This is a genomic window from Dictyobacter halimunensis, from assembly GCF_036245075.1.
This window is the reverse complement of record NZ_BSRI01000002.1, coordinates 758,042-776,498: the sequence shown is the minus strand read 5'-3', so window position 1 is coordinate 776,498 and position 18,457 is coordinate 758,042. Positions and strand designations below refer to the sequence as shown.

Genomic DNA, 18,457 nt, shown 5'->3' with positions numbered 1-18,457 from the left:
TTCTTTACGCTTTAAGTCCAGCCTGCTGCCAGATTTTGGCCAGGCTGGCGCGCGTAGCTTTGACGCGTTCTGCATAAGGCAGGGTGCGATGCTCGGCATTAAATGGCTCAACAACCACCGGACCATCGTAGCCAATGCTCTGTAGAGCCTGTAGGAATCCAGCGATATCGATAACGCCGCTGGCGCCCGGCAAGAGGCGTTCGCTGTCGATCTGCTCATCTACATCGCGATCGGTTGGCGCATCATTGACGTGGACATAGACGATCTGCTGATTGGTCAATTGCTGGATATCTGCCACTGTGCCATGTGAGGTAAACCAGTGATAGCTGTCCAGCAACAGACCGGTATTGCCGGTGCCGATCTGCTGTCCCAGTTCGAGCGCACCTGCGATGGTCGAAATAAACTCATATTGATGGCCATTGCGCATCGTTTTGGGACCGACGAACTCCAGGCCAAAGCGCTGGCCATGATCGGCCAGAATCCTGGCAATGGGACGCAGGCGATTGGCGTGGAACTCCATATTAGACTGATAGTCGCGTGTATCTGAAAATGGTAGAATCCAGGTTGAACAGCGGCTGCTACCCAGCGCCTGAGCCAGTTCCGCGTATGCTGGCAACTGAGCCAGCCCCGTCTGATAGCTTTCCTCATCTCCTCTAAAATCGACGGGTAGCCCCCAGGCTCCAGGTCGCAGCTGAGCCTGTTGAAAGCGCTCTTTCATTTCTTGTACGGAAGTCTGCTGGGCGCGGGTCAGCAAATCTTTCAATGGCAAATCTAAGCCCTCGAAGCCGGCATCTCGAGCAAGCTTGAGCGCCTCTTCAAATGATACAGAGACACCGATCGCTCCGGGATCTAAACTTGTGAACATTGATACATACTCCTTTGACGGGTGACTTGTTCGCTACATTTCTATTGATAGAAATACTCTTTTATGGTAACAGAGTAGCTATAAAGATGCAATGGCGAAAATAAAAGCAAAAAAAGCTGCAGGTTGTTGTTTTTGTCTATGTGACTTGACAAAAAATGTTAAGTCATATTATAATAACTATAAATAAGGTAGCCACAGAGGGCATGATAAAAACGAGGTCATGCTCGCTTTTCTATGATAAGAAGGGTGGCTAGAAGGAGGTTACCCATGAAGAGACGTTCTCGTGCGTCTCAGCCGATGAGCGATGATGAGCATCGCCGCCTGCCCAAGTATTCTATTGGTGTGGTCTCGCAATTAGTTGGTATACCTCCACAGACGTTGCGTCGCTATGAGGAAGCTGGACTGTTGGATCCCGCGCGCCAGGATGGCAAGAATCGCCTCTACTCAGATGAAAACCTCTCCCTGTTACAAGAGATCGCGGAACTGGCCGATCAGGGGGTGAATGTTGTGGGTATCCGTCATATTCTTCAGATGCGTCAACAGGTCATCAGTCTCAAACAAGAGGTGCACGAGGTTCGTACCTTACTGATGCATGTACAACACACCGAATATGTTATTGAGTCTTCCTCTGAAAAGAAGAAGGAACACGAATAAATAAGGGAAAAAGATAACGGCGGTTGGCACTTTCCGTGCCAACCGCCGTTATCTTTTTCCCTTATTTGTAGTATAAGCGTGCAAGGGTATTACTGAATGTACATCATTAAGTTTACATAGTGCTATGTGTCAATTGTTAGAGATTTGTTAGAATGATGAAAATTTGTCTGCAGGTGACTTGACAAAATTTGTAAAGTGACGCATAATATGGTCGTAAGGTGATTGAGGAAGGCAGGAATGTAGAAGCGAACAAGCGCGGTACTGCTCCTCAATCAGAATTGCGAAGGTGAATAGCTCATTGAGAAAACTGGTTATAAAGAGAAAAGGAGGCTGTTACTATGTCAATGATGATGCGGCACGATCCATTCCGTGATTTTGTCAGTCTGCGCAATGCGATGGACCAGTTGTTTGAGCAGAGCTTTGTCCGTCCAACCTGGGGGCAGTCTTCTCAGGGCATGCATGCGATGATCGACGCGTATGAGACCGAGCAAGGATACCATGTGCGGGCCCTGCTGCCGGGTGTCAAAACAGAAGATATTGAACTGACCGTACGCGACAATACCCTCTTCCTGAAAGGTACCTTCCATCCCTGGACGAGCGAGCAGGAAAAGGTGAACTGGCTGATTCAGGAGAGCGGCTCCGGCAAATTCGAGCGCAGCATTACGTTCCCGAAACCCATTAATGCCGACGGTATCGAAACCAGCTATGAACATGGTGTGCTGACCATCACTATACCGGTTGCTGAAGAGAGCCGTCCACGCAAGATCGCGGTATCTAGCAGCAAGACCGAGCCCAAACAGGTTGTTGAGTCCGGCACCAAATAAGTTTTGTGCCAGCACGACAAACAGAATGTACAGGGGACCTGCGGGTCCCCTGAATGAAGACTATCTTTCCTCTATTCTATCCTGCCAGACAGGTGACATAGAAAGACCACAGCTCATGCGGCTGTTTTATATAGATCTAAACTCTTTTAAGCATAAGCAAAGCGACGTGGTTGGGGACGTGGAGGAGGTGTCATTATGCTTAAACTGCTTGAGGGATGAATCTTATACCTCGTTTTCGAGTAGCAAATACAACACCCTCGTTTCATGAGGAGGAACGTAATTATGGCAAAAGTAATTGGTATTGATCTGGGTACCACAAACTCTGTCGTGGTGATTATCGAGGCTGGCGATCCAACCGTACTGGAGAACAGTGAGGGTTCGCGCCTGACCCCTTCAATCGTGGCGATTACGAAGAGTGGTGAACGCCTGGTCGGGCAGGTGGCCAAGCGCCAGGCAGTCACGAATCCGGATAACACCATTTTCTCGGTGAAGCGTCTGATGGGTCGCCGCTTTGACGATGCTGAAGTGCAGCGCACTATCAAGAGTGTGCCCTATAAGATATCGCGTGCCGCCAATGGTGATGCGCGTGTAGGATTGGCCGGACGCGAGTATAGCCCTCCTGAAATCTCGGCTATGATTCTGCAGAAGTTGAAGGCGGACGCCGAGGCGCGCCTGGGTGAGCCGGTGACGCAAGCCGTAATTACGGTCCCCGCCTACTTTAACGATGCGCAGCGCCAGGCAACAAAGGACGCTGGCCGCATTGCTGGCCTGGAAGTGTTGCGTATCATCAACGAGCCGACTGCCGCGTCCCTGGCGTATGGTCTGGACAAGAAGAGCGACCAGACGATCGCCGTTTATGACCTGGGTGGCGGTACCTTTGATATCTCCATTCTGCAACTAGGCGAGGGTGTGTTTGAGGTCAAGTCGACCAATGGCGATACGCACCTGGGTGGTGATGACTTCGACCAGGTGATTATGGACTGGATCGCAGACGAGTTCCGGCGCGAAAATGGCATTGACCTGCGCAACGATCGCATGGCTATCCAGCGTCTTAAAGAGGCGGCTGAAAGAGCAAAAATAGAGCTCTCGTCCGCTATGCAGACCGAGATCAATCTGCCCTTTATTACCGCCGACGCCAGCGGTCCCAGGCACCTGGTCATGAATCTGACGCGTGCCAAACTGGAGCAGCTGGTAAGTGGACTGATCGAGCGCACCAGAGGTCCGGTGTTGAAGGCGTTGGAGGATGCCGAGATTCGTCCCGCCGATGTCGACGAGGTGGTGCTGGTTGGTGGACAGACACGTATGCCTGCCGTGGTAGATATGGTACGCAAGCTGTTCGGCAAAGAACCCCATAAGGGTGTCAACCCCGACGAGGTAGTGGCGATTGGTGCCGCGATCCAGGCCGGTGTGCTGCAGGGCGATGTAAAGGATGTGCTCCTGCTCGACGTCACCCCGCTCTCCCTGGGTGTTGAGACCCTGGGTGGCGTGATGACTCCCTTGATCGAGCGCAACACGACCATCCCGGTCCGTAAGAGCGAGGTCTTCAGTACGGCGGAGGACAACCAGCCGGCCGTTGAGATCCACGTCTTACAGGGTGAGCGTGAACTGGCGCGCGACAACAAGAGCCTGGGGCACTTCCGTCTGGAAGGTATCGCGCCCGCTCCACGTGGCGTGCCACAGGTTGAGGTTACCTTTGATATCGACGCCAATGGCATCTTGAGTGTGACCGCTCGGGACAAGGCGACCGGCCGTGAGCAACGCATCACGATTACCGCCTCCAGCGGTCTCTCCAAGTCTGAGGTTGAGCGCATGGTGCATGAGGCCGAGATGCATGCGCAGGAGGATCGCGCTCGCAAAGAGGAGATTGAACTGCGCAACCGGGCTGATAGCGTTGCCTACCAGGCCGAACGGACGCTGAAGGACGTCGAGGGTAAAATCTCCGCCGCTCTGCGTTCGGATGTGGAGCAGAAGATTAAGGCTCTGCGCGACGCGCTGACCGCAAACCAGACCGCCAGCCTGCAATCGCTGACCAGCGATCTTGAGCAGACACTGCAGCGTGTGGGACAGGAGATCTATGATAGCCAGAATGCGGCCGGATCTGGCGCGGGTCGCTCCACTCCAGAAGATAGCGGCACCGTCGAAGGTGAATACCGAGAGGTCTGAGTAAAGACAGAAAAGCAGGAAAGCCGGGTCAGACCCGGCTTTCCTGCTTTTCTACCTGGTTTTGAGCTGCAAAAGTCAATGACTAGGACTGCGTGCTGGTGAGCGTGAGCTCTTGAATAGAGCCATACTTGCCTATGTTGCGGAACTTCTGGTAGCGCAGCTCCAATAATTTGTCGGTTGGCAGGCTCTTCGTCTCTTCCAGGTGACGTTCCAGGGCTGCTTTTAGCGTGCTTGCCGTCTGCTGATAGTTGCGATGGGCGCCGCCAACTGGTTCTGGCAGGATTTCATCGATCAAGCCCAGCGGCAGCAATTCGCGTGCGCTGATGCGCATGGCGGTGGCCGCGTAGGATGCGTAGGCCGCATCGCGCCACATAATTGACGCCGCCGCCTCGGGCGCGGCCACCATATAGATGCTGTGTTCGAGCATCAAGACGCGATCGGCCACACCAATGGCCAGGGCGCCGCCGCTCCCCCCTTCACCGATCACGGTGGCGATGATAGGAACCTTCAAGCGGGGCATCAGATACAGCGTGGAGGCGATCGCCTCGGCCTGTCCACGTTCCTCATCGACCAGGCCTGGCGAGGCGCCGGAGGCATCGATCAACGACACGATAGGCATCTGGAACTTCTCGGCCTGTTCCATCAGGCGGTACGCTTTGCGATATCCTTCAGGATGGGGCATTCCCAGGTTACGGAACTGCTTCTCCTTCATATCGCGGCCCTTCTGATGGCAGACCAGCATCACGGTCTGCTTTCCAAGTTTTGCTGGACCCGCCATGATGGCGTGGTCATCGCCAAAGGAGCGGTCACCATGCATCTCAAAGAAGTCTTCGCACATCAGCCGAATATAGTCGGCGGCGTAAGGGCGATCCTTGTGGCGTGCCACCTGCACCGTTTGCCAGGTATTCAGATTTTTATACAGTTGCTCGGTCTTTTGCCGCAGTTCGCGCTCCAGTTCGTGGAGCTGAACCTGTTCATCCGGCTTCAGGCGATCACCTTTGCGCTGCAGGGCAGAGATCTTTTTATCTAACTCCGCCAGCGGTTTTTCAAATTCAAGATCGTAGGCCATCACTTTCCCTTCTATTATGCTTTCCCGTCTCGTGCTGTCCGGACGTGACGTGACCACGAACGGCACTTCCGGACGACTGCTCACGAATAGAGACTCAGGATCCGTCCCAGTGTTGAACGTAGATCGCGTCGATGTACGACGGCGTCGATCATACCATGTTGTAGCCCGAATTCGGAGTTCACCGTTCCTTCAGGCAGTTTGATATGCATAAACTGTTCAATAACACGTGGACCGGTAAAGCACACCAGGGCGCCTGGCTCGGCCAGGATAATGTCGCCCAGCATCGCGAAGCTGGCCGACACGCCGCCGGTCGTGGGATCGGTAAGCAGGCTAATATAGGGGAGTCTGGCCTCACCCAGGCGGGCCAGGGCGGCCGAGGTCTTCGCCATCTGCATCAAAGAGAAAAGCCCCTCTTGCATGCGCGCGCCACCTGAAGTAGAGGCGATCAACACAGGGACATGGCGTTCAATCCCCGACTCAATGGCGCGCGTGATCTTCTCACCTACGGCGGAGCCCATGCTGCCTCCCATAAAGTGGAAATCCATCACCGCCATAGATAGTGGTTTGTTCTCAATGGTCGCGTGGCCAATGACCACCGCCTCATTGATCCCGGCCTTCTTTCGTTCGGCGTCTAGCTTATCGGCGTAGTTGCGCTGATCCGAATACGAAGGAGGAAAGGTCGTGAACTGGAGAGGATCGACAGAAATAATATCCGCATCCAGCTCAGCAAAACTTCCAGGATCAACCAGTAGATCGATGCGCTCATGGGCGGTCAACCTGAAATGGTGGTTACAACGTGAACACACCTTCAGATTCTTTTCCCAATCGCGACTGTACAGAATCTCTTTACATTTTGGACATTTGACAGCTATATTGCCCACTGAGGGCAGAGCAGGCTTATCCTCAGTGGGGGAGGAAGCCTGCCTGGTGAGTGGGACAGCAGCTTCTTTTGCCATAAGGAACCTCCGGTTACTGTTGTGCGAAGAGCGCTGCCACGAAATTTTGCGGTTCGAATGGCATCAAATTCTCTACTTTTTCACCCGTACCAATAAATTTAATTGGCACACCTAAGTCGTCCGCGACCGCAAACGCAAAGCCACCTTTCGCGGTACTATCCATCTTGGTGATGATAACACCGGTCAGACCAATGTCCTCCGCAAACTTGCGTGCCTGCAGCAGGGCATTCTGGCCCGTGGTAGCATCGATGACCATTAGCAGCTCATGTGGACCATCTGGAACGAATCTCTGAATAATTTTATTAATTTTCTTTAATTCTTCCATCAAGTTAAACTTGGTGTGTAAGCGACCGGCTGTATCGACGATCAGCACATCACTGCCACGGCTCTGGGCGGCTTGAAGTGCATCAAAGACGACGGCGCCGGGGTCAGAATTTTGTTTCTGGCTAATGACCGGTACCTCAACACGATTACCCCACTCCTGTAACTGATCAATAGCGGCTGCGCGAAAAGTATCGGCAGCAGCCAGCATGACGCTATGTCCCTCGCGTTTCAGGCGATAAGCCATTTTAGCGATGCTGGTAGTTTTCCCTGAGCCGTTGACACCGATCACAAGGATCACTGTAAGAGGAGATTGTTTGGAGAAACGCAGAGATGAAGATTTTCCAAGGAGGGTGGATAATTCTTCTCGTAATGCTTGTTGTACCTGGCCGCCTGTACGCATATTTTCGTCGCTCACGCGTTGGCGCAGGCGCTCTATGAGCCATAGCGTCGTGCTTGGTCCCACGTCAGCCCCCAACAATGACTCTTCCAACTCATCCCATAGGCTATCGGTGATGGTGTCGGTTTCCTGAACAGTGTTGCCCAGCCGGTTGAAAATTTGACGGGTACGGCCCAGGAAGCTAAAACGTTGTTCCGCAGGCGGTTGCTGTCCAGCGGTTTGTGCTGGAGCAGTATCGTCTTTTGGTTGATTTTGTTTTGGGTCTTCCTGAGGTTTCTGCCCAAAGAAGCGATTGAGCACGTCAGCATTGACTCCTTTTAGTAAGTTAAAAAAATCTAAATGAGTGATACTCTATGACTTTATACCGTATTTGTTGTAAAAAAGCCAAATAGAGGGATAGTCATCACCCTTTCAGGTCACTGCCGTGGCCTTTTGGGTGACTCCCCCTCGATATATAGAGAGGCAAAAGGAAGTGTGTATATCGCCAACCTTTTGCCTCCTTTTTACGTTCACAAGCAATCGTAATCGCTTGCAAGCGCTGTTTTTGGTGTTGTGAACACCCCTACTGCCGACTGCCGCGATAGGTATGGAGTGATCCATCACTAATAGGCTCATTAATGATGATATCTCCATTGCGGATCTTGATATTGTACAGGCAAGAAGGGTTGGTGCAAACCCAGGCCTTGTACTCTATAGAAGCTCCCTGGCTACCGAAGTCCGAAAGCGGAACCAGATCACCTTCACTACATTTGCGACACCGGGGAAAAGCGTTTTCCACGAAATCGCCTCCTTCCTTCTCTCTGGAGGTAATATGCGCTTGTCGATTTTATGAGCAAGCGTGGCTTAGCGAGATAGTAAGCCTAGGGGGAGCCTCCGCCGCTGCATCCGCGTCCCCACAGCAGGGTGTAAGTAACCCATGCCCTACCTATCATACCATAAGTCCCCTCCTCTGTCAGCATTTAGGTGAAGAATTATTCATTTAGTTGAGCAAAAAAGAGGTATCCTTCACCTTTTTTCTGGCAGCAGAAGTGGTAGGAAGCATAGTTCTTTGCTTCTTACCTTCAGCATAACAGGTGATACAACTCTAGTCAAGCATTCATATCTATTGAAATAAGCTTATCATGAACGTTGTGTAAAATACTTCAATTCTTGAAATATTTTCATTTTTGGACGGTGCTTCTCATATCATCTCATCAACCATAAAAAGCACAGCCCGACCTACAACCGGGCTGTGCTTTTTATGGTTGATGAGTATCTGGTTACTCGGCGGTTGCGACCCCACCGGCTTTGTCCTGTAGATAAGCCTGGATAAAAGGATCGACATCCCCGGCCAGATAGCCATCGGTGTTGCCTGTTTCAAAATTGGTGCGGTGATCCTTGACGATACTATACGGGTGCACCGTTACCGAACGAATCTGGGTGCCAAAGTCCGCCTGCACGTGTTCTCCTTTGAGTCGGGCCGTTTCTTCTTCGTGTTTCTTCTGCTCCAACTCAAAGAGCTTGGCCCTGAGCAGCTTCATGGCTACCTCACGATTTTGAATCTGTGAGCGCTCATTCTGACAGGTGACCACGATACCGGTTGGGATATGGCGGATGCGTACGGCGGAATCCGTCTTGTTCACGTGTTGACCACCTGCTCCAGTTGAACGGTAGGTATCCACGTCAAGGTCTTCCGGTCGAATGTTGATCTCAATCGAATTTTCAATATCCGGAAGAACTTCTACTTTGGCAAAAGACGTATGGCGCCGATGGGCGGCATCAAAGGGCGAGAGGCGGATCAGGCGATGGGTGCCCGCTTCCGAGCGTAGATAGCCATACGCATAGCGTCCGCTGATCTCGACCGTGGCGCTTTTCAGTCCGGCTTCTTCACCTTCGCTATAATCATAGATCTCGGTTTTAAAGCGATGGTGCTCGGCCCAGCGGAGATACATGCGCAACAGTATCTCCGCCCAGTCCTGGGCATCGACACCGCCGCTACCGGCATGGATACTGACAATAGCATCGCGCTCATCGTGCTCACCACTGAGCATTAAGGAGAACTGTAGTTTCTCGATCTGCTCCTCTATTGGGGGAAGGGATTGCTCAACCTCTGCCTGCATATCCTCATCTGGCTCCTCTTCCAGTAATTGGGCTAATCCAAGCAGGTCTTGAAGTTGGGTGGCGATCCCCTCCCAGGTTGTAACCTCTTCGCGCAGGGCGTTCAACTGCTGCATGGTGGACTGGGCCTTCCGGTTATCTGACCAGAAGTCCGGCTCCATACTTTCAGCTTCTAAGGTCGTAATCTGTTTAGCTTTTGTCGCCAGGTCAAAGACGCACCATGGTTTTCTCGACGCGTCCCTGGAGGCGTTCGATTCGATTTGTCAATTCACTCATAGCGGATATTTTAGCATGATTTCTATGGCGTTGTATATTCTTCGTGCGCGGTTGCTGTAAAGGTGATGGGAAAGTTGCGCACGCCAATGATAAAGGGACTTTGCACGGGCTCGATTGGCTGGCCGGGATCGCGCTGGATGTTCTGTAGCCGCCGCAGGGCGATGGTGAGTCCGATGCGCGCTTCTAGCCTGGCCAGGGGAGCACCGAGACAAAAATGGACTCCATAGCCGAAGGTGAGGTGGCGATTGGGATCGCGATGAATGTCGAAGCGTTCGGGATCAGGGAACTGGGACTCATCATAGTTAGCGGAAGTGGCTACCACGCTTACAACCTGGTGCTTCTGGATCTGTTTTCCTCCCAGGGTCGTATCCTCCAGCGCCACGCGAGTATCACCCGCCACCGATGGGAAGCAGCGCAGGATCTCTTCGACGGCGCCAGGCATAAATTCAGGATGTTGCCGTAGTTTTTCTGCAACCTCTGGGTACTGATCAAAACAGACAAATGCGTTGCCCAGGAGATTGGCGGTGGTCTCATAACCCGCGATGAGCAGTAGGCGGCAGAATTCCAGCAGTTCTTCGTCGCTGAGCTTCTCTCCATCCACTTCAGCATTAATCAAGCGGCTCATGAGATCCTGCTGTGGTTGCCGGCGGCGCTCGGACAGTTTCTGTAAGAAGTAGTCCTGAAAGCTTTGAGCATTGGTGGCGCGCGCCTCTGGCGTATCATTTGTTCCGTTGGCGGCGGTTAACGAGTCGGACCAGGAGCGGAAGGTATCCTGGTCTTCGGCTGGTACGCCCAGCAGGCCGGCGATGATGGTGATTGGTAGCGGATAGGCGAAGTCACGAATAACATCCATGTGGCCCTGCGGCGCTACCTGATCCAGGAGCTGATGGACGACGGCGGTGATCTGTGGCGTCAGTTGTTCGATCATGCGGGGGGTAAAGACCTGCGACACAATGTTGCGCAATTTGCGATGGCGCGGATCGTCCATGCCGAGAAAACTGGGCAGGTGTGGCTGTCCCGGCAGGATGGCCTCGGAAGAAAATAGTTGCGGATGGCTCAATACATATTGCGCATCATCATAGCGAAAGACGGCCCATCCGTGCATGCGTGGATCGAAATGGACCGGATCCTGCTGGCGCATCTGGCGAAAGACGGCCAGTGGCACATGGGCAAAAGGCCTGTATGGTGTTTCAGACATTGTATTTCCTTCCACAAATATCTTTATATACAGGGGTTGCGCGGCGCGCAGTTCCTCTTTTTATACGCCTCGTACGAGGAAGGGGTTGCAGGTTAATAAAAGAGTTAATTGAGGATGAGGTTGGTGAGGAAGAGGCGGGCATCTTCGTCTTTGGGGTAGGTGGTGATAAGGAGCAGGGCGGGTTGATCCGGGAAGAGATTGTCGTAGGTGAGGGTGCCGGAGAAGTGACCGGAACTATCCGCTTGCAGGTCGCTATTATGTTGCAGGGGAATGGTGGATAGGGTATGGTTGAACAAGGTGGCGGTGATCTTTTCATGGGTGGGGATGATCGCCCCTTGAATCTGCAGGGGAGATGATTGCGGATTATTGAATTGAGTCTGATCGAGGGTAATCCCAGGCGATTGGGCGTTAGTGACCCACCAGAGTCCTTTGTTATTGTCCTGGACCAGGCGGTCAAGCGTCACGGCGACTTCTATGCGGGCGTCTGTTTTCTCCAATAGCACGTGGGCTTCATTTGTCCCCTTATCTTTCAGGGTGGCTTGAATCGCTTTCGATGGCCACTGGAAAAGATCCTGCGCCATCTGGCGCGCGGTTGCCAGAGGATCTGTCCAGGGCAACGACTGCCCGTTATTGGCTTCATCCTGTAGCGCTTCCGCTTCGCTTCGACTGGTTACGGGATAGAGGCCTGGGAAGATGAGTTGGTGCAGCGAGCCATTTTGCCAGCCATATTCTTGAAAGACATTCTGTTGCAGCGGCAAAAGCAGGGCATCGCTATCCGGAGGGAGTGTCGTGTCGATCTGGCCGACGCTCAATGTATGGGCCTGGGTGACATCGATCATGCCTTTGATCAATCCCTGCTGCTTAAAAATCAGATTCAGTACCGGTTTGCTTTGCTGGCGTGTGCAGGTATACAGATAGACATCTAGTTTCTGTTGCGAGCTCAAATCTTCCACCTGGATCAGGGCTGATGGCTGACCCCCGGTTACCTCATTCACAAATTGTACCGCGGCCATGCGCTGCGTTCTGGGCTGTACCTGCACAATCTGGGTATAATCGGTCTTATGAATCAGTGAGGCGCAGGATTGGGTGGAGGCCAGGCTGGGTTGGCTGATATGATAGACGGCGATAAAATGAGCCGCGGCTAACAGGACGAGCAGCGCCAGGACAACGATCAAGAGCCTGGGCCGCCATTTGCGACGTCGGGCTATATAGGCTATTTCAGGCCGTGGCTTATGTTGCTTTTTTAACATATCCCCTGTTCACCCTCTCCACTTTCTATCACTCCTGTTTTATTCTAACATGCGCGCAAAATGTAATTTGGGATAGATAAAAAGCGAGGAAGCAGGGAATAGGAGCCGCCAGCCAGGGGAGATAATGCCCGGCCGGCGGCAAAGGTATCATGATAGATGATAGCGGTTAATGAACGAGGGCGGCTGTTATACGAAGCATGCCGAGCGCGAGCAGGTGTTCAGTGCCGCCAGGAATAAGGGCTTTATTGCCTCCAAAGAGGCCGCTTTGCAGGGCGAAGAGCACTACCGCGGTAAGAATAAAGAGGAGGCCGCACAGGACCAGGATCAGGCCGGTGGTACGTCCACGGGCTGCCCGCATCGCGTGTTCATCTTGTTGAAGCTGATATTGATTGGTGGCTTGCGGATATCCCATTGGCTGCTGAGGATACGACATCCCACTGCCATAGGCGCCCGCGCCATGGGTTGTATACTCGGGCGGATAGATATTTTGCGTACCATAGTTGCCGCCGCTTTGTGGCGCGGGAGCATAATTGGGACCGCTTTGTGGAGGATATGCCGGACCGCTCTGGGGCGGATAGCCCGGGTAGGAATTGCCCCTTGGTGGCGACTGAGTCTGGCTGGTCGCATCCATCATGCTGGTTGCATCATAGGGCAGCTGATTGCCATAATCGTTATTGTTACCGGGTGTGCTGGCGCCCGGACGCAATATCAAGGGTTGCTGGCTACCACTCTGGGGCTGCGATGGTGACTGATTTTGTACCAGCAGTGAGGGTGTGGCGACCGTGGCATCATCGGTATGTAGTTCTCCTCCAGTGCCGCCCGCACCGGTCTCTTCGACCACCGCGCCACAGCGAGGACAACGTGTACTTCCAGGGGCCAATTGCAGGCCACACTGACCGCAGAAAATCATGAGTGCTCCTTCCTTATATTTCCCTCATTATAACCTATGAAGAGCAGCGTAGCAATGAACGTATGGAGGGGCAGCCACCATGCGTTCGTGGGCGTTTATGCTTCATCTTCTGGCGCTGTTTGCAGGATGGTCGCGGCCGTCTTGAAGTGGAGCTTGGCGATGGAGCTCAATGCGTCCTTGCCGCGCCGGGCAACAATCTGACGACCAATAGTGACGATCTGCGGATTGGATGCGCCCTTAGGGAGCTGGACACCGATCTCTTCTGAGAGCGTGTCCAGGTCACGCACAAATTTGGCGCGCGCCAGGATCGATGCGGCGGCGACGGCGGTATCATCTTCGGCACGATGGCGTTGCTCCAGGCGTAGAGGCGAAGCGGCTTTTTGCAGCTCCAGGCGTACGAGCGACTCGTCACCAAACTGATCAACAATGGCGAGCCGGGCTGGGACATTTTTTGACAACTCGGTGATTACCCTCGCATGCGCCCCGGCCAGCAATCGATTGAGGTTGGACATGCGCTGATAAAGCTGGTTGTAGACGACCGGGGCGTAGGTCAGGATTTTATGCTGGCATAATTTTTGTATCTCGCGGGCCAGCGCGGATATGTTCTTATCGGTCAGCTTTTTGCTATCTCGCACGCCGAGTCGCAGCAATTGTGATTCATTGTGTTCATCAACAAAGACGGCTGCGATCACCAGCGGCCCATAAAAATCTCCTTTGCCCGATTCATCGGAGCCGATACGAGCCACACCGGTCGCCTGTGGTATGGCTGTATGCGGAACAGTTAAGGGAGAGGATTCGGTGGCTGGGAGGAGGGTATTCTGAGTCGGTCGAGGCTGATCCCAGGCTTTGAGCGCGGTCTGCAGCGCGCTGGCTTTGCCCTGCACCAGGGTCTTGCCAGTCGCATACAGCGCGACCGGCACCCTGGCCTGGCCATCGGTAACCGTACACTGATAACCATGGGCAATGGCTTTTTCATCGCAGATCGACCAGCCCTGCCCGGCAACGAAGTGACGAAAGCGGCGCGTGATCTCTTCAATCCGGTCATCTGCCAAAGAGCTATTCCTCGTTTCTGTTTATTGGGGTATGGTAAGGCTCATTGTAGCAAATGTGTCTGCAAGAATTCCAGTGTCTCTTCAATGATCTCTTCGGTGCGCGCATCGGCATCAAGCACGTCAAAGGCATGCTGCCCGGTGGGATGGTTCATGACAGTGAGTGCTACATTCTGGGAGAGCGCCTCACCGATAAAGCCATCCAGCGCGGCATTGAGCTCCGCGTAATCGAGGCCGGCGCGAGCAATAAAGAGTGGGGCGATATCGCGTGTTCGACGCAATAAGAGATCGCTGGCGGAAAACTCATCGAAATCTTCCTCACTGAAGACTGGCGCGCTATAGTTTGTTTCCCCATAAAGGCCCTGGTAATAGGCTTTAAGCTCGACAAAGCCGTAGTAGCAAACGGTGCAGCGGATAAACTTTGGGGTCTCGTATAAGGCGGTGCGCAATCCAAAGGGAGCGCCAGCCGAGCAGGTCCAGATGCCAAGGCGGTTCGCGTTGATGTGGAACCGTTTATGGTGTTCGCGGATATAGGTCATCAGATCGTCAACGTCGTTGGCGACACCAACAACATTGGTGAGCCCCTCGGTAGAACGATGGTTGGCGATGACGGCGATCAAACCGGAGGCCGCGATCAATTTGCCCCAGGAGGTATACTGGCCGCTGTCTTTAATATCCTTCAGAAAATCAGCCGGCCCATCTCCATGAATGAGGATGACCGCAGGCAGTGCTGTTTGTTTCTGGTAGTGCGGTGGATAATAGACATCCAGCTTCAACGCGGTATCTTCTACCGTTTTATATGTAATGTTGGTCTGGACCTCGACCTTCTCCATTTCAGGGATGGTATAAACAACGGGACGGCGCTGCAGGTTTTCTGGTGCTTGCTCTTCAGCGGAATACTGTTGCGTCATGGTCGTTCCCTTTCCTATTCGAACATCTGTACTATTATTGAGATTGTACCACAAAATCTGGTTGTGGCGAGTGAAAATACATATCTAATATCACAAATACCCCTGCATGGTACTATTGCTAATGGTAGATAGCAAAATGACGGGGTTAACGAACGTTCTGTAGATAGAACGAGAAAAGCCATTGTTGGTTGCTCGCAAGCCGTTCGCTTTATCTTAAAGAGGAGTTACCGTCCATGTTGATATCGGAAAATGATCTACAACCATCCGGACGCCGCGAGGCATTTTTGGAGCGTCTGGGAACATTGCCCCTATCCTGCCCATTGGATGTGGAGGTGGAAGAACGATATGAAGGAGATACCTATACCCGCGAACGTATCAGCTATCAGGCGAGTCCGGGCGTGCGGGTACCCGCGTATGTTTTAATTCCCCGGCACCTGGTGGCACCGGCTCCGGCCATCGTATGCATCCACCAGCATAATGGCGAGTTCCATATAGGGAAGAGCGAACCGGTTGGTCTGGCCGGCAACCCCGATGTATTTTATGCCCTTGAGCTTTGCCGGCGTGGCTATATTGTGATCGCCCCCGATCAGGAAGGTTTTGAGGAGCGTCAGGCCTCCACCGAGAACATAGAGTTGTGGAAGCGTACCGCTCCCAGAGTCCTGTCAGCAGGAGCGTATGAGCAATATCTGGCGATGAAATATCTGCTGCAAGGCAGCACTCTACAGGCGCGCTACGTCTGGGACCTGTCGCGGGCCGTGGATTATCTCTCCTGCCGCTCAGACGTGGATGCCGGGCGTATAGGGACGCTCGGGCATTCGCTGGGTGGACAGGAAGTATGCTGGCTCCTCTTATTTGATCGGCGCGTCAAAGCGGGTGTCTGCTCATGTGGCATCAGCATGTTTGAAGCGATTCTGCGCAACGGCATCAACCATAACTTCGCAGCCTACATTCCGGGGATGTTGGAGGTGGGCGACATGGATGTGCTGGTGGCCGAGATTGCGCCAACTCCTTTTTTCATGTCGGCGGGGGCGCAGGACTGGATCTTTCCGATCGACGGGGTACGGCAGATCGCGCAGGGCGCTCGTCAGGCCTACGAAGAGCGGTCTGCACCTCCCCTGGCTTTCCGCTATCATGAATTTCCTTCCGGCCATAGTTTTCCCTCCGAGGTGCGTCAACTGGCCTATAGCTGGTTGGATCGCTGGCTACGTTCTTAAGGATAGCGATGCGCCTGCATAGCCCTGTTGTTTCTTCGCTTGCCAAACTGTTTTATGCATGTTATTCTCGGACATATGATCTAGTAGCTTTTGACCTGTTTGTACGAGGAGACATGCTGTTATGGTGCAGGAAGGGGAGAGTGGATCTCCGCAGCGTAGTGTTTTGTTGCGCCGTGCCTATGACCTGTTGGAGGTGCTGGGGCAGCCAACGGGTGAGGATCTGTTGATCCAGCAATTATTTGGGGCGCAGGGTAATGTGGCTTTTTGGACGGTGCTGCTGCGGCAGGCACTGCGGAGTTCGGATTTATTTGAAGAGCAGGGCGATCCCGCTACCGGCGTCGCGCTATGCTGGTCTTTGCGTGCCTGGCGCAGTACGCAGCAAGCGCTGGATACGGTTGAGTTTGTGGTAATTGATACCGAAACCACAGGACTGCGTCCAGGCTCGGATCGAGTTATTGAGGTCGCGGCCGTTCGTGTCGGTCATGGCCAGATTCTAGGTTCGTATCATAGCCTGATCAATCCGCGCCGGCGTATCCCTCCTTTTATTGAGCGCTTTACCGGCATCACGCAGTCGATGATCAATGAGGCTCCTACGGCTGACCAGGTGCTGCCCGAACTGCTGGCCTTTATCGATGGAGCGCCGCTGGTGGGGCATAACCTGGGCTTTGACCTCAACTTCTTAAATTTTGAGGCCCGGCTGCTCGACCTCTCCTTCCCGATTGATGGCTTCGATACCATTCCCCTGGCGCGCCGTTTCCTGCCCGCCTTGAAGCGTTTTAAGCTGGACATGGTGGCCGCTCATCTCAACATCGAAACCCGGCACCGGCACCGCGCCTTTGGGGATGCCGAGGTGACGGCGGAAGTATTTTTGCGTATCCTGTCCCTGGCCTGTAAAGAGGGCATCTTGACGCTGGGACATTTGCGGCGTCGCCTACAACTGCCTGTCACCTGGAGTGGCGATATCACGCAGGTTCACTCCAAGAAAGAGGAGGCGCAATGGCGCGCTGATGGGAGCCTCTCACCCACCGCCGCTGCCAGTGCGCGTCCCAATGGCGCCCTATTTCTCAATCCAGCCTGGAAACGGACCTTTCCGACCAAGCCCGGCGTCTATTTAATGAAGGATGAGCATGGACAGGTTATCTATGTAGGCAAGGCCAAATGTCTGAAGGATCGCCTTTCATCCTACTATAGCCAGCCACTGGGTTATACACGGAAGATGGATGGGCTGCTCCAAAATGTGAAAGAGATCGAGACACGTGTGCTGGGCTCAGAGTTAGAAGCCCTGCTGGTAGAGTCGCGCCTGATTAAAGAGCTGCAACCAGCCTATAATGTGCAGCTGCGCAATTATGAACTGTATCCTTTTATCAAAATTGACGTGCATCACACGTTTCCGCGTGTGTACGCGACCCGCGAGGTGGCGGCGGACGGTGCGCGTTATTTTGGGCCCTTTCGCAGCCGGCGCATGGTAGATCTCACCATCGAACTACTGCAGAAGATTTTCCCCCTGCGCACCTGTACGCGTAGCCTGCCACCGGCCGCCAAAGCCAGCGATCCCTGCTTACGCTTCCACCTGGGACGCTGTTCGGCTCCTTGCCGTGGCGATGGAGACGTTGAGGCGTATCAGCGCATCATCCAGCAAGTATGCGCGTTTCTGGGCGGAGAGAGCGAAGATCTGCTGGAGCGCCTGCGCCGGCAGATGTTAGAGGCGGCGCAGCAGCTCAACTTTGAACGCGCGGCCTGGTTGCGCGACGCCATTCGCAGCGCCGACGAGGTCTTGATCGGCCAGCGCCTGATCACGGGTGCTGTCGAGGCCAACAATCTATTTATCGTCTATCCATCTTCCCAGGAAGGCTGTAACGAGATCTTTTTTATCCGCCATGGTCGCCTGATCGAGCAGTGTTGTATCTCTCATGAGGCCGAGCAGATGAGGGTAGCGATCGACCGGCTGCTCCAGCGAGCTGTCGCACTGGGTGAGCCACCAGCTGTGGTTGGCAAGGCCGAGGTCGACCAGATCAATATCATCAGTCGCTGGCTGCATCATCACAGCAATGATCGGGCCTTCTTTCCATTCCAGCACGCATTGAGCAGCCCTGAAGAGAAGTCGACCCTGGTTCAGCGTATCTGGCATGAAGTAGATGCGGCCCGCGCGCTCACACTGACAGTTGAAAGCAATGAAGCGGAAATGCTCATCGCAGGGACTACTCCATCTGAATACGATGCGCTATAATAAGCTGACTAATAAGTATACAAGCGGGTCAAGCTACCCCTGTTCAACATTTATCTTCATCCTGCACTAGCGC

General features: G+C 53.6%; 16 protein-coding genes. 5 read left to right on the top strand and 11 right to left on the bottom strand.

Annotated elements, in window-relative coordinates:
* Positions 1 to 4 precede the first annotated feature (4 nt).
* Positions 5 to 865 carry a sugar phosphate isomerase/epimerase family protein gene (locus tag AABA21_RS17255; RefSeq protein WP_338252275.1) on the bottom strand — a complete coding sequence of 287 codons (861 nt, stop codon included), beginning with the start codon at positions 863 to 865 and terminating at the stop codon, positions 5 to 7.
* A gap of 267 nt (positions 866 to 1,132) precedes the next feature.
* Between AABA21_RS17255 and AABA21_RS17250 the strand changes: the two genes are divergently transcribed.
* The 3 genes from AABA21_RS17250 (at position 1,133) to dnaK (ending at position 4,506) form a co-directional block, all read left to right on the top strand.
* The gene (locus tag AABA21_RS17250; protein ID WP_338252273.1) at positions 1,133 to 1,519 is read left to right on the top strand and encodes a MerR family transcriptional regulator; all 387 of its coding nucleotides are present in this window, start codon (positions 1,133 to 1,135) and stop codon (positions 1,517 to 1,519) included.
* A gap of 338 nt (positions 1,520 to 1,857) precedes the next feature.
* Entirely contained in the window at positions 1,858 to 2,343 is a 486-nt protein-coding gene (locus tag AABA21_RS17245; RefSeq protein ID WP_338252271.1) for an Hsp20/alpha crystallin family protein, read from the top strand.
* Between the two features lie 282 nt (positions 2,344 to 2,625).
* Positions 2,626 to 4,506: a molecular chaperone DnaK gene (dnaK, locus tag AABA21_RS17240; RefSeq protein ID WP_338252269.1), complete on the top strand. Its 1,881-nt coding sequence runs from the start codon at positions 2,626 to 2,628 to the stop codon at positions 4,504 to 4,506.
* A gap of 82 nt (positions 4,507 to 4,588) precedes the next feature.
* On the opposite strand, the gene AABA21_RS17235 is transcribed toward dnaK, so the two are convergent.
* From AABA21_RS17235 to AABA21_RS17190, 10 genes are all read right to left on the bottom strand, one after another.
* Positions 4,589 to 5,575: an acetyl-CoA carboxylase carboxyltransferase subunit alpha gene (locus AABA21_RS17235; RefSeq protein ID WP_338252267.1), complete on the bottom strand. Its 987-nt coding sequence runs from the start codon at positions 5,573 to 5,575 to the stop codon at positions 4,589 to 4,591.
* An 80-nt stretch (positions 5,576 to 5,655) separates the two neighbouring features.
* Positions 5,656 to 6,531: an acetyl-CoA carboxylase, carboxyltransferase subunit beta gene (gene accD, locus AABA21_RS17230; RefSeq protein WP_338252265.1), complete on the bottom strand. Its 876-nt coding sequence runs from the start codon at positions 6,529 to 6,531 to the stop codon at positions 5,656 to 5,658.
* A 13-nt stretch (positions 6,532 to 6,544) separates the two neighbouring features.
* Positions 6,545 to 7,552 carry a signal recognition particle-docking protein FtsY gene (ftsY, locus tag AABA21_RS17225; RefSeq protein ID WP_338252263.1) on the bottom strand — a complete coding sequence of 336 codons (1,008 nt, stop codon included), beginning with the start codon at positions 7,550 to 7,552 and terminating at the stop codon, positions 6,545 to 6,547.
* 262 nt (positions 7,553 to 7,814) lie between these two features.
* The gene (locus AABA21_RS17220) at positions 7,815 to 8,030 is read right to left on the bottom strand and encodes a hypothetical protein (RefSeq protein ID WP_126594610.1); all 216 of its coding nucleotides are present in this window, start codon (positions 8,028 to 8,030) and stop codon (positions 7,815 to 7,817) included.
* Positions 8,031 to 8,511: 481 nt separating this feature from the next.
* Positions 8,512 to 9,625, bottom strand: a protein-coding gene (gene prfB / locus AABA21_RS17215; protein WP_338252260.1) for a peptide chain release factor 2 whose coding sequence is annotated in 2 segments (ribosomal slippage) — positions 8,512 to 9,558 and positions 9,560 to 9,625 — 1,113 coding nt in all. Because the reading frame shifts where the segments join, the coding sequence is not laid out codon by codon here.
* Between the two features lie 22 nt (positions 9,626 to 9,647).
* Positions 9,648 to 10,823 (bottom strand): cytochrome P450, encoded by a 1,176-nt coding sequence (locus AABA21_RS17210; protein WP_338252259.1) that lies wholly within the window; start codon positions 10,821 to 10,823, stop codon positions 9,648 to 9,650.
* Between the two features lie 104 nt (positions 10,824 to 10,927).
* Complete coding sequence (locus AABA21_RS17205) at positions 10,928 to 12,073, bottom strand: hypothetical protein (RefSeq protein WP_338252256.1); 1,146 nt, start codon at positions 12,071 to 12,073, stop codon at positions 10,928 to 10,930.
* Positions 12,074 to 12,239: 166 nt separating this feature from the next.
* A complete protein-coding gene (locus AABA21_RS17200) occupies positions 12,240 to 12,983 on the bottom strand; it encodes a hypothetical protein (protein ID WP_338252254.1) in 744 nt (247 codons plus the stop codon).
* Positions 12,984 to 13,078: 95 nt separating this feature from the next.
* The gene (gene rnhC / locus AABA21_RS17195) at positions 13,079 to 14,035 is read right to left on the bottom strand and encodes a ribonuclease HIII (RefSeq protein WP_338252252.1); all 957 of its coding nucleotides are present in this window, start codon (positions 14,033 to 14,035) and stop codon (positions 13,079 to 13,081) included.
* A gap of 41 nt (positions 14,036 to 14,076) precedes the next feature.
* A complete protein-coding gene (locus tag AABA21_RS17190) occupies positions 14,077 to 14,943 on the bottom strand; it encodes an alpha/beta hydrolase family protein (RefSeq protein WP_338252250.1) in 867 nt (288 codons plus the stop codon).
* A gap of 233 nt (positions 14,944 to 15,176) precedes the next feature.
* Here AABA21_RS17190 and AABA21_RS17185 point away from each other — a divergent pair, with 233 nt between their 5' ends.
* Positions 15,177 to 16,157, top strand: coding sequence for an alpha/beta hydrolase family protein (locus AABA21_RS17185; protein WP_338252248.1), 981 nt, complete (start codon positions 15,177 to 15,179; stop codon positions 16,155 to 16,157).
* Between the two features lie 121 nt (positions 16,158 to 16,278).
* Positions 16,279 to 18,384, top strand: coding sequence for an exonuclease domain-containing protein (locus AABA21_RS17180; RefSeq protein ID WP_338252246.1), 2,106 nt, complete (start codon positions 16,279 to 16,281; stop codon positions 18,382 to 18,384).
* The last annotated feature ends 73 nt before the right edge of the window (positions 18,385 to 18,457 follow it).

Excerpts from the sequence above, each read along its gene's own strand:
- AABA21_RS17255 (WP_338252275.1), bottom strand. The coding sequence starts at position 865 with ATGTTCACAAGTTTAGATCCCGGAGCGATCGGTGTCTCTGTATCATTT.
- AABA21_RS17185 (WP_338252248.1), top strand. The coding sequence starts at position 15,177 with ATGTTGATATCGGAAAATGATCTACAACCATCCGGACGCCGCGAGGCA.
- AABA21_RS17200 (WP_338252254.1), bottom strand. The coding sequence starts at position 12,983 with ATGATTTTCTGCGGTCAGTGTGGCCTGCAATTGGCCCCTGGAAGTACA.
- AABA21_RS17205 (WP_338252256.1), bottom strand. The coding sequence starts at position 12,073 with ATGTTAAAAAAGCAACATAAGCCACGGCCTGAAATAGCCTATATAGCC.
- AABA21_RS17180 (WP_338252246.1), top strand. The coding sequence starts at position 16,279 with ATGGTGCAGGAAGGGGAGAGTGGATCTCCGCAGCGTAGTGTTTTGTTG.
- AABA21_RS17245 (WP_338252271.1), top strand. The coding sequence starts at position 1,858 with ATGTCAATGATGATGCGGCACGATCCATTCCGTGATTTTGTCAGTCTG.
- dnaK (WP_338252269.1), top strand. The coding sequence starts at position 2,626 with ATGGCAAAAGTAATTGGTATTGATCTGGGTACCACAAACTCTGTCGTG.
- accD (WP_338252265.1), bottom strand. The coding sequence starts at position 6,531 with ATGGCAAAAGAAGCTGCTGTCCCACTCACCAGGCAGGCTTCCTCCCCC.
- AABA21_RS17190 (WP_338252250.1), bottom strand. The coding sequence starts at position 14,943 with ATGACGCAACAGTATTCCGCTGAAGAGCAAGCACCAGAAAACCTGCAG.
- AABA21_RS17210 (WP_338252259.1), bottom strand. The coding sequence starts at position 10,823 with ATGTCTGAAACACCATACAGGCCTTTTGCCCATGTGCCACTGGCCGTC.
- AABA21_RS17235 (WP_338252267.1), bottom strand. The coding sequence starts at position 5,575 with ATGGCCTACGATCTTGAATTTGAAAAACCGCTGGCGGAGTTAGATAAA.
- AABA21_RS17250 (WP_338252273.1), top strand. The coding sequence starts at position 1,133 with ATGAAGAGACGTTCTCGTGCGTCTCAGCCGATGAGCGATGATGAGCAT.